The organism is Amycolatopsis sp. NPDC004079, from assembly GCF_040610415.1.
GTDB lineage: Bacteria > Actinomycetota > Actinomycetes > Mycobacteriales > Pseudonocardiaceae > Amycolatopsis > Amycolatopsis halotolerans.
In genome coordinates this window covers 58,067-67,813 of record NZ_JBEXMH010000029.1, presented here as the reverse complement: position 1 = coordinate 67,813, position 9,747 = coordinate 58,067, and the positions used below count along the sequence as shown (strand labels likewise).

Here is a 9,747-nt window from a genome sequence, read left to right as displayed (position 1 = left end):
GAGACGATGGGCAGCAGAACAACGCGCCCTGACACCGCCCCGTTCCGACCGGAGCGCCCCGCGACCGCGCGCGAATCGCGGGAGGCGATCGAGCGCTTGGGATACCCCCGGCGGCCGCGGAGTGGACTTGTCCGGAATCCGCATCACGGTCATGAGCTGTTCCTGTGCCATCGATGCTCGAAGTCCGGTGTGGACGGTTGTTGACGTGACGGCACGGTCGAACAGAGGACTGGGAACCACAGTGGATGATCTAATTTTTCAGTGGCGGGCATACGTTGACGGCGACTCTCCCGCGTCCGGAGAAGGCGACGCGGACCGGGTGGATATCTTCGCTGAAGGCGGTGATCACATCGCGACGCTGTACCGCGCTGAGTCGTCTAGCCGGTGGACGGACGTCCGTCCGGAAGACGTCACAGGGGCAACCATCCTATGGAGTGACGTCGACACGTACCTTTCGGATCCGGACGGGGCGAACCTCCGCTAGGGACGCGGGCATGGGCACGGCGCTGAACCACGACGACCTGACCCGGGGCAACGTGCTGCTCGCCGACGACGGCACCGTGACCGTGCTGGACTGCGCCGTCGCCAACCGATTCCCCCGTGTCCAGGAGATGGCCGTGGTCGCCGCGAACCTCACCCACGGCTCGCCGGGCTCCCACGGCAGAGCAGGCATGGCGCCGTCGATGTCGCCCTCGACGAGCATCGCCAGTCGCCGTCGTCGTAACTCCACTGCAGGGGCTGCGACCTGCGAAAAGTCCTCATTTCCCGGGGAAACCACCCTTACTGGGCAGCCGGCCGCGACGGTGCCGGGGTGGTTTCGGGCAGGAGCTGGCGTGACGGTGACGGTGACGACGGTGGTCGTCGTGGTGGTGGTGATCCTCGTGGTCGCGATGCTGTGCGGCACCAGGGTCGTGATCGAGACACGGCGGGATCGGCGCCGCGAACGGCGGGACGAGGAACGGCTCAAGGCCTCGTCCGGGCTGCCGCGCGGGAGCAGGCTCACCGCGATCGACCCGGACGGGTGCACGCTCGTGGAGATCGATCCGCTGCCCGCCCCGACGCCGGACGCGCGGGGAAAACATGGCCGGCGATGACGTGGCCAGCGCCTCGCTCGTGCCGATCGTGGGGCACCCTTGCGACGTGGACAGTGCCGGCGACGTGGACAGCGTCGGCGTCGCGGTCGGGAGCGCTCCGCCGCCGGGCTCCGCGACGTTCGCGGAATACTACGACGAGGACGCCCAACGCCTGGTGCGGTTCCTGATGGGGCTCGGGGCCGGTGTGCACGACGCGGCCGACATCGCCCACACCGTGCTGACCGAGTTGTTCCGGAACTGGGATCTCGTCCGGTCGCCCCGGCAGTGGACCCGCAGCAATGCCGTCTGGGCCCTGTACAAGAAGCCGCCCTCCCACGAGCACGAGATACTCGCCGAGGTCGTGCCGGACTCGGCGAGCGCCGCGTTCTTCCCGCCCGAGCACTACGCCCAGGTCGCCGAGTCCGCGGCGCAGGTGCGGGCGTTGCTGGCGCCGCTGCCGGAGCAGCAGCGGCTCGTGATGGCCTGCCTGATGGACGGCCTGACCCACCGCGAGATCGCGCAGACGATCCGCACCACCCCCGCGGCCGTGGCCAAGGCCGCCGCCCGCGCCCGCGCGACCCTGAAAGACCGGATCCGCGAGGACCGGCAGTCGCAGGAGGAGCGATGACCGCCAACGAACACCCGATCAGCGACGCCGACCTCGACGCCGTCCTCGCCGCGGCGGCCGGGCGTCTCGACGACGCCCTCGCCCTCGCCCTAGACATCCCCGCCGGACTGGCCTCCGTCACCGGCATGCCCGCACCCCGGCAGGCGGCTGCCCCGGCCCCGGCGTCGGCGAACCCGGGCGAGCGCGGGGCCGCGCAGACGACCACTGCGGCGCGGGCGTCGGTCAGCGGCCAACTCCGCATCGCGATCACGATGATCGAGAAGTTTCCCCAGGACAGGGGGAAGACGGCAAAGACGATCGCGCGGCAGCTCACCGGCCTCGGCCCGGACCTGAAACAACTGGACAGCCAGCTCGCCCAGCGCACCATCGGCCGCGAGGACGCGCAGCGCGCCCTCGCGGACGCCCATGCCCGCCTGGCGCCGCTCATCGAGCGCGCACAGAAGGCCTGCGACTCCGAGCTGACGGCGCCGTGGTCTCTGCGGCTGATCCTGCCTGCCACGCTCGGCCTTCTCGCCGCCCTTTCCTTCGTCTTCAAACTCGACCCGAACCCCGTCTTGGTGGCGGTCCTGGCAGGGGCCTGGTCCGGCGGGGCCGGGGCCGGCATGGCGGCCGTCTCCTGGCGCCGCGTACGGGAACAGTCGGTGCTGTCAGCGCAGGCCGACCGCTGCGTCAGGCTGAGGACGGCCTTGGAAGAGCTGTCCGTCGCGGTGGACAGGCTCTTCGACGACGCCGAGGACCTGTCGTCCGTGCCTGCGGGCAGCGGCTGACCCCCGCACGTTCAGGACCACGCAAGACATCTTGGCGACGGCATGCCTGGCGATGTTCCGGGCTAGTCGGCCCGAGCCGCAAAGCAGGGGCTTTCGGGGCTGCCGCCGGAATGTCGGGCCTGGGTCGTAGCCTGCTGCCCATGCACGAGACCGATCAGGCCGTGGGCGGCCCGGACCAGTTTTCCGACCCGGAAGCCGTGGCCGCCGGGGTTCCCGACCTCGACCGTCTGCTGCTGGCGTGGGACGCCCTCGACATCCCCGACCCCGAGGCCGCCCGCGCGCTCGCGGCGGACGAGTCGGTGCCGGACATCGTGCGGCGGGCGCAGATCCTGGCCCGGATCAGCCCGTGGCTGGTGCTGTACCAAACGACCTGCCAGTCGCTGGGCTCAATGACCTTCGCCGAGGCCGCCGAACTGGCCCAGGACGCCGACCAGGAAGCGATCGGCGACATGGGCGACGGATACGAGGAGTCAGCTCTCGCGCTGAACCTCCAGATCGAACGCTTGCGGTGGGCGCACTCCAACCTGGTCGCATCCAAAGGACCGACGTGGAATCCGCCGGCCGATCTGGTGCTGGGTTCGCTGGAAGGCGTGATCCGCGTGATCGAAGCCTGGCGCGTGGTGTACCAGCACGCCGGGCAGCGCGGAGACGAGCTGGCCGACGGCACCCCGGCCGGAGCACTCGACCCTGAATTGCTGCGGCAGGGATACCACCGGATCGTCGGAGCCGTCGACCAATTCGGCGAAGCGACTCTCCGTGCCCAGGCCGGCGAGACCGCCGACTGAACCGCACGTCCGGACAACAAGGCCGAGGCCCGAGGCACCTCGCCGACCGTTGTGTGCTGTGAGGGCCGGTTTCAACCGTCCTCGTCGATCGATCCTTCGCGCAGCGCCCGCTGTCCCTCGCGGACGATGAGCTGTTCGAGCGCCTGGGCAAGCCGCTCGTCGTCGCCGAGGCTGTGCTGCCAGTGCGCCGCGTCGTCGGGGAAGCGCTCGAGCGCCGGCTGCACGGTGCCCGTGATCAGACGGCGAGTCCTGGTGAGTTCGCCTTTGATCCGCGCGCGGTCCTGCGCGGTGAGCCTGCCGTCCGCGGTCGGCACGACCTCCAGCCTGCGCGCTCGCGACGCGGTCGGCAGGGGCCCGGGGGATGCTGAGCCCGCCGCTGCGGCCGGACGTCATTCGGGTTGGTCGCGAGCTCCTCAGGTGACGTTCTCGTAGTCGTGCGAGGCGTTCTGCATGCTCAGAGTCCCCAGATTGGCCTGGCCGCCCGGGTTGAAGGCGAAGTCGCGACCCTTGTAGTGGTTGTTGTAGTACACCTTCACCACGCGGTTCACGGAACTCAGCCATGACGGCAGACTGCAGCTGGCACTCGCGCTATGTCCTGCGGCTCGGGCTATCAGCCCGCGCCATTCTCTGCGTCAGTCGCTTATGGAATATCACTTCCGCAGAACGGCGGAAAGTATCTTTCTGCGCGGATAGCTCGATTGGAAGGTGTCGCTGCATCTAAAACCGGCCGCGGTAGCGAGATCTATCATCTCTGTCGCGTCCACGTGTTCAGGTTCATCGACTGACTCTGGGCTGCGAACCAGAAGCGCCCCGCCAGGCCGCAAGATCTTGTGAGCATTGGCGATGGCCGGCCGGAGCTCCGCGCGGCCCGCTGAATAGATGCCGGAGGCCAGCACGAGGTCGGCCATTTCGGGGCTGCCAACGTGCCCAGTCTGCACTTGGACCAGATACTCGCTCGACGATGCCATCCCGTCCTCGCGTCCCATGTACAGACTGCCGACGACCTGTTTGGCGATCTCGGGGTCCTGGGTGAGTTCAAGCCAGTAGGACATCAGGAATTCGTTGATGAAAGGACCGCGCGTGAACGCAAAGTACGCAAAGGGGCGGCGGCGGTTTTGAAGATCGTTCCATTGTGTGTCGATGTGGAACCTGCCTTGTACGCCGGGCCCGAAGTCGACGACGACTTCCAGCGGCCGGAGCATGCTCACGGTCTGGCCGTCGAACGTTATGGTGCCGTTGGGGGCATCTATGGCAACGGTTTGTTCCGGAGGAAGAACTGGCGGCGAGCTGACGGCAAGGCGGGCCAGACCTCGCCCAGCGCGCCGAATCAGCGCATCGACGGCGTAGCGCAGCTTCGGGTCGCTGGCCCCGGTCAACCCGCGCAGGCGGTTCCCGAACGCTCCCTCGTCGAAGTCGGACTCGCCAAAATGCTCACGGAGCACCGGGTCGGTTTCGACGGCGTGCAGCAGAGACAGCTCGCCATCGGAAAATGTGGCCTGCACGCACGGGATGATGTAGTTCCGCAGCAGCTGCGTCGAGACGTAGGTCCGGGGCAGGCCCGATGCGACACAAATACTTGCCACTGAGGCAAGTTCCTGGCCATCGGGCGTCGCCGTCGGAGGGTCGACGATGTTGCTGTTCATGGGGTCGATAATGGCACGAATCAAGGGCACACCGGAAACCCAGCCAACCGGAAAGGCGGCTTGCCGCTGTACTTCACCTGGCAGCGTTCCCCTCAGGACACCGAAGAATCCGATGACTGCCGACGCGTGGTACACAAGGCCTGACCGGAGCGCAGACCCGTCGTACGCGGAAGAAGCGTACTTCCGCCGGGCCGCCGCCCGGTCCGATGACCATGCAGGCGAGGGAGGAAGTCGCAGCCGTGACCGACGACGGAGGCACGACCGGCGAACCCGTTGCGCGGGCGGGCGACACGTTCGCGGCGAAACTCGGGCACCTCATCACCACCCTGCATCCCGCCGACCGCGCACTGACGGAAGCCGACGCCTTCGGAAACACCGGCGCGCCGATTGGATACAGCCGCCACTGCCACAGGCGCTCTTTTCACGGGACAGTCGGCGGTATCCCAATCTGGCAGCGTCTCGTAAATCCACGACCCCGTCAGCGGAGGCTGCACACCGTGTTGTGAACACCATCAGACTTTCGGAGCCGTCATGTTCGACGACTGTCCCCCAGTGTGGGTCCGGATATTCCACAACAACAGCGACGACCCGAAGCCGTCCTTGCACGCGTCCGGCCACCGGGTCACCGAGGTCTTCGCCTACGCGGCACGACCTGGGAGCCGCGACTCCGACTACGAATTGACCGAGGAAGCGCTCAATCTGTTCAACGACGATCCTCGTTCGTTCTCCTCGGATCCGAGGGTGGTGGACTACAACGCCCGAGGCAACCGGGCGCTGTTCCCCGGCGACGTCGTCTCCGTCGACGGCCGGTTCTACATCTGCGGCTCGCTCGAATGGAGAGCGATGGCCGACGCTCCCGTCGTCGAGCGGCGCGCCGCCCCTGGGACCGTGCCGCTGCGCTGACCGCCCGCCGACGGCTCCTCCAGCGGGCGGCCTCCTCGCTGAGTCCTCGTGTACTACCGCGCCTGGTCGATTCGACGTCCCCTGATGCCTTATTCAAGAGATTGCTGTGCGATGCCGGCAGGAGGCGAAATGAAAAACAGTCCATTTTCTGTTGCGGTCGACATGCTTTACACCGTGTTCTCCCGCAAGGAAGCAGCCGAGAAACTCGCGCCGATAATGAGGGATGTGGAAGCGGACGCCATGGCTGACTTCATGGCAGCCATGGGCGACGTGGAAGGCGCGCGCCTCTGGAGGGAAGCGCACCCGTATTGGGGAGAAGCGCCCACCGACGGTTCCAGCTGATCGGGGCTGCCTGCCGGATCCCTGCGCGCGACGGATCCTGTCCGCAAGGCTCCGGAACAGCCTCGCGCTCTAGGCTCGCATCGATCGGGTGTAGGGCGCACCGTCGACATCAGGCTTGGTGACGCAGTGCGCACAGTGGTACCTGCACCCGCTCCCCGCGCGCGAAGTCGGTGGTGCGCAGATCGCCGAGGTTCGGCACGCTGGGCAACCGTGCGGCCAGAACGGCCGCCGTTCGGGTCCACTTCGGACACCCACGCGATCCGGCCGCCGAGTAGGGCCGCGACGCCGAGGTCCAGCCGGTGTTCCAGCGCAGTCATTTCTTCCGCGCTTCTCTCCTCCAGATTTCCGCGTGCACCGGGTCGTCCATCGCGTCCATGAAGGCGGCCATGGCTTCCGATTCGGTGTCGGACATGCGCGGGGCGAGGGCTTCAGCGACGTCCTCGAGCCCGAACGCCGCGTACAGGGTGTTGACCGCGATATCCCGTTGACGGGCCGTCATGTCGCATTCCTCCTCAGCGCCGAACGGAGATCGCTGCGGCGGCGGAACCCGCTCGGCACCCGGATCAGCATCGACTACATCCCATCGAAATCGGGGCAGGACATGAATCGCTGTTCCTCTTGTTCTGCCGATGTTGCAGTTCGGAAAGCCGGACCGGGGATCGCGCTGCAGCGCGAGGCTGGGTTCACCGCTCACGGCCAGGATGCGCTGCCGGGCGGAGTCGGCGCGAGCACCGGGCCGGTTCCCGTTCGCCCGGGCCGGTTCCCGCGTCAGGTCGGCGCCTTGCCCACCCACAGCCAACCGGTGTGCACCTGCGCACCTTCGGTCGGCACGGTCAGCGACCCGCCCACCACCCGGCGGCCTTCGTATTTCCATGAACCGGACCGGCCGTAGACGACGTGCTCGCCCTCGACGAGCCTGTCCGTCATCGCCGCGGCCACCGCTGCGTCCTCGTCCGGGTAGCCGCCGGGAGTCTCCGGGATGTCGACCTGGTGTTCCCGCAGCCCGGCTTTCACCGCGATCCCGCCGGCCCGGCCCCACTTGTCGCGGATATCCGCCCACCGCTCGTCGCCGTCCTCGCGGAGGACGTCGGAGCCGATCCTCGCGGCTTCTTCCGGCTCGACCGGTTCGCTCCGGATGATCCGGAATCCTTCGACGGCCTTCTCGGCGATCGTGCCTGTGTAGCCGCCCGCGCCGTCCTCCCATTCCGCGGCCGCTACGGCCGCGCGGAACGACTCTTCGGGATCGGTCCCGGGCTGGTACGCAGAGAAGTTGTTCGCTCCCATGGCTTTCCTCTTGTCTCGCGGCGGCCGTTCCCGGGACGTCACCGGGGTGTCGGTCGCCCGGGGTGCCCAGGCCGTCGGTGACAGGGTTGCCGTGCTCGTCACCTGAGGCCTCGAGGTCGTCGGCAACGCGTGGGCGTGGACTCCACTGTCGCCCGCATAAGGCGGCACGGTGGGCAGGGACTCGTTTCCACTTGGCCCCACGATGTTTCCCGTCGTCTTCGTCGTCGCGAAGATCTGCCACCACGCGCTGCACAAGGGCCAGACGATGACTTGTGTCGGCGGGGGCTCTTAGCGTCGGCGGCATGACCGGCTAAGCGGGCGAGCTGACCGCCTGACCGTCGACAACCTGCGCTGCCTGCTCGAGGTGGACGCGGCGGCAGGCGCCGGCGGCGCGGTAGCGCAGCACCGCGATGTCGTCGAACCCGGCGAGGAACTGCGGTTCGCGACCGTGCGCCTGGCTCGTGCGGCTACGGGTTGTCAGTCAGTACCCGAGCGCGGCGAGCACGCGCTGCGCAGCCTCGAAGGCGTCGACTGCGGCCTCGACGTACTGGTCGTTGCGGAAGGCGTCTGCTTCGGAGTGGTCCTCCGAGTGCGCGGCAGCCGCGTTCAGTCGCTCCAGCTCCTCCGCGGCCGCCCGGTAGTCGGCGGCACACGTCCGGTAGTCCGCCAGGGCAGCGGAGCCGACCGTCGTGTCGATCAGCATCCGCAGCCGCGCCGGATCGTTCTCTGCCTCGGCCATGACATTCCTTTCGTCGCGACAGGTCAGCGGGCGAGTCGGGCGACGCCGTGAAGCGTCTCGACCAGCGTTCGGACTCGTACGGGTCTCTCGGGGCGGGTCGCGCGCAAGGGCATCGTCCACAGCGCGGCGACGTGCACCGTCTCCTGCGGGGACGCTGTTCGACGTCCGGCGGGGCGCGCACGTAAGGTTCCTCGACCTCGCGCCGGTCGGCCGTTGTCGGCATCGCCAGGCGGGTGTCCGCGTTCCAGCCCACGCCCTGGGCTGGCGCCGGGCCGGGCCGGGGTCCGTCCTTCAGGGTCCCGGGCGCGGGAGACGGCGGCGGGCAGAACGGCAGCTCGTCGCTCACGAACCTCGTCGCCGCGGCCTGCCCGGTTGGCTGGACCAGGCGGACCGTTCCGGCCTCGTGGTCCCGGCGGCAGATGTGCTTCCGCTGGCCGGCGCCGGCCAGGACGTCGTTCAGCGCGGCCAGCGTGGGCGGCCGGAACGTCTGCTCGGAACGCAGCCGCCCGGTATCCGGGTAGGCGAGCACCGCAGGCAGCGGGTCCGAGCCGGGCGGCAAGCCTGGATCCTGCACCAACGCCTCGGCACACACGACCGGCGGCACGGCGACGCGTGGCGTGGTCACGACTGCCACCCCTCGAGCACGGTCCCTTCCCCCTGCGACGGTCCGTCCCAGCGGCGCAGCCAGTCGGGCAGGTAGCGTTCGGTGACCCGGATGGCGGTTTCGGGGGTGACCGCGCCGGCCGAGGCGTCGCCCAGTTTCGGCAGGCACGTGGGCCCGGTGCTGTAGGGAAGATAGGTGCTGGCGCCGTTGGCTTCCCACTGCCACGGCAGCCTTCGGGCGTCCAGCCACCGGCCGAGTTCGCGGATCAGCCAGGCGCCGAGGTCGTGGTCGGTCGCGCCGGGCGAGATCTCCGACCAGCCGATGAAGGGTTTGAGGGACACCTCGATCGCGGCCCATCCGTTGCTCACGGGATTTTCGGCGAGCGACCTCCGGTGCCGTTCGCTGGCGTCGTCGGGCGGGAGTTCGGTCATCGGGCCGTCGATGCCGTAGCCGATCGACAAACTCGCGGGAAAATCCCAGAACAGCGCGTTGGAGACGTGGCCGCGGCCGGAGGGCAGCAGCGGGGACTCTGTCCTGGACGTGATCGCCGGCACCTCGCCCGGTGTGCCGAGCAGTCGTCGGCATTCGCGCAAGAGCGCCAGTACGTCGGCCGGGCGGCCGATGGCGATGCTGAGGTCCAAATAGGAGCGTGTCATGAATGCGCCTTCGGGCGATGTGGCGGCAGGGCATGCGCGATGCGGGTTGCCGACTGGATTCCGCTGTTGGATCGCGCGGCTACCAAGGTGCGGATGTCCTTGAGACGACTATCTCCTGCGACGACCGGGACGGGGAGCGTCCGTTGTTTCCAACCGCGCACAGGGTGTTTCTCGAATAGCGGCATCCGATTCCGCTCGGGCCGTGGCGATCCGGCCGTCGCCCGCGGCCGCCTTCGCCCGCGGCTCATAACGGGCGGGCTGGGCAGATCGCCTCCTCCCCCTCCGGCCACTGTGCTCGTGCCGGAGACGACGAGACTCACAAC

The 9,747-nt window shown here is 68.5% G+C and carries 13 protein-coding genes; 6 read left to right on the top strand and 7 right to left on the bottom strand.

The features are described 5' to 3' along the window. The first annotated feature begins 494 nt into the window (after positions 1–494). From ABZX37_RS27275 to ABZX37_RS27260, 4 genes are all read left to right on the top strand, one after another. Positions 495–1,094 (top strand): hypothetical protein, encoded by a 600-nt coding sequence (locus tag ABZX37_RS27275; protein WP_354744165.1) that lies wholly within the window; start codon positions 495–497, stop codon positions 1,092–1,094. 46 nt (positions 1,095–1,140) lie between these two features. Then, a complete protein-coding gene (locus tag ABZX37_RS27270) occupies positions 1,141–1,701 on the top strand; it encodes a sigma-70 family RNA polymerase sigma factor (protein ID WP_354744163.1) in 561 nt (186 codons plus the stop codon). Then, positions 1,698–2,468 (top strand): hypothetical protein, encoded by a 771-nt coding sequence (locus ABZX37_RS27265; protein ID WP_354744161.1) that lies wholly within the window; start codon positions 1,698–1,700, stop codon positions 2,466–2,468. Before ABZX37_RS27270 ends, ABZX37_RS27265 begins: the two co-directional genes overlap by 4 nt. 140 nt (positions 2,469–2,608) lie before the next feature. Continuing rightward, complete coding sequence (locus ABZX37_RS27260) at positions 2,609–3,253, top strand: hypothetical protein (RefSeq protein WP_354744159.1); 645 nt, start codon at positions 2,609–2,611, stop codon at positions 3,251–3,253. A gap of 71 nt (positions 3,254–3,324) precedes the next feature. Here the strand turns inward: ABZX37_RS27260 and ABZX37_RS27255 are convergent, their stop codons facing one another. From ABZX37_RS27255 to ABZX37_RS27245, 3 genes are all read right to left on the bottom strand, one after another. Beyond that, positions 3,325–3,567 (bottom strand): hypothetical protein, encoded by a 243-nt coding sequence (locus ABZX37_RS27255; protein ID WP_354744157.1) that lies wholly within the window; start codon positions 3,565–3,567, stop codon positions 3,325–3,327. 99 nt (positions 3,568–3,666) lie between these two features. After that, positions 3,667–3,801: a hypothetical protein gene (locus ABZX37_RS27250; RefSeq protein WP_354744155.1), complete on the bottom strand. Its 135-nt coding sequence runs from the start codon at positions 3,799–3,801 to the stop codon at positions 3,667–3,669. Positions 3,802–3,903: 102 nt separating this feature from the next. Beyond that, on the bottom strand, positions 3,904–4,896 hold the full coding sequence (locus tag ABZX37_RS27245) for a hypothetical protein (protein ID WP_354744153.1): 993 nt from the start codon (positions 4,894–4,896) through the stop codon (positions 3,904–3,906). A 531-nt stretch (positions 4,897–5,427) separates the two neighbouring features. Here ABZX37_RS27245 and ABZX37_RS27240 point away from each other — a divergent pair. Next, the gene (locus ABZX37_RS27240) at positions 5,428–5,799 is read left to right on the top strand and encodes a hypothetical protein (RefSeq protein ID WP_354744151.1); all 372 of its coding nucleotides are present in this window, start codon (positions 5,428–5,430) and stop codon (positions 5,797–5,799) included. 129 nt (positions 5,800–5,928) lie between these two features. After that, positions 5,929–6,141, top strand: coding sequence for a hypothetical protein (locus ABZX37_RS27235; protein WP_354744149.1), 213 nt, complete (start codon positions 5,929–5,931; stop codon positions 6,139–6,141). A 313-nt stretch (positions 6,142–6,454) separates the two neighbouring features. On the opposite strand, the gene ABZX37_RS27230 is transcribed toward ABZX37_RS27235, so the two are convergent. From ABZX37_RS27230 to ABZX37_RS27215, 4 genes are all read right to left on the bottom strand, one after another. Beyond that, entirely contained in the window at positions 6,455–6,640 is a 186-nt protein-coding gene (locus ABZX37_RS27230) for a hypothetical protein (protein ID WP_354744147.1), read from the bottom strand. Positions 6,641–6,909: 269 nt separating this feature from the next. Next, positions 6,910–7,425, bottom strand: a complete 516-nt coding sequence (locus ABZX37_RS27225; protein WP_354744146.1) for a hypothetical protein — start codon at positions 7,423–7,425, stop codon at positions 6,910–6,912. 481 nt (positions 7,426–7,906) lie between these two features. Beyond that, entirely contained in the window at positions 7,907–8,164 is a 258-nt protein-coding gene (locus ABZX37_RS27220) for a hypothetical protein (protein ID WP_354744144.1), read from the bottom strand. A 621-nt stretch (positions 8,165–8,785) separates the two neighbouring features. Beyond that, the gene (locus ABZX37_RS27215) at positions 8,786–9,424 is read right to left on the bottom strand and encodes a hypothetical protein (protein ID WP_354744142.1); all 639 of its coding nucleotides are present in this window, start codon (positions 9,422–9,424) and stop codon (positions 8,786–8,788) included. Between the last annotated feature and the right edge of the window lie 323 nt (positions 9,425–9,747).

Bases quoted from the DNA above. Each gene is read 5' to 3' on its own strand.
- ABZX37_RS27275 (WP_354744165.1), top strand. From the start codon at position 495: ATGGGCACGGCGCTGAACCACGACGACCTGACCCGGGGCAACGTGCTG.
- ABZX37_RS27265 (WP_354744161.1), top strand. From the start codon at position 1,698: ATGACCGCCAACGAACACCCGATCAGCGACGCCGACCTCGACGCCGTC.
- ABZX37_RS27260 (WP_354744159.1), top strand. From the start codon at position 2,609: ATGCACGAGACCGATCAGGCCGTGGGCGGCCCGGACCAGTTTTCCGAC.
- ABZX37_RS27245 (WP_354744153.1), bottom strand. From the start codon at position 4,896: ATGAACAGCAACATCGTCGACCCTCCGACGGCGACGCCCGATGGCCAG.
- ABZX37_RS27240 (WP_354744151.1), top strand. From the start codon at position 5,428: ATGTTCGACGACTGTCCCCCAGTGTGGGTCCGGATATTCCACAACAAC.
- ABZX37_RS27235 (WP_354744149.1), top strand. From the start codon at position 5,929: ATGAAAAACAGTCCATTTTCTGTTGCGGTCGACATGCTTTACACCGTG.
- ABZX37_RS27230 (WP_354744147.1), bottom strand. From the start codon at position 6,640: ATGACGGCCCGTCAACGGGATATCGCGGTCAACACCCTGTACGCGGCG.
- ABZX37_RS27225 (WP_354744146.1), bottom strand. From the start codon at position 7,425: ATGGGAGCGAACAACTTCTCTGCGTACCAGCCCGGGACCGATCCCGAA.
- ABZX37_RS27220 (WP_354744144.1), bottom strand. From the start codon at position 8,164: ATGGCCGAGGCAGAGAACGATCCGGCGCGGCTGCGGATGCTGATCGAC.
- ABZX37_RS27215 (WP_354744142.1), bottom strand. From the start codon at position 9,424: ATGACACGCTCCTATTTGGACCTCAGCATCGCCATCGGCCGCCCGGCC.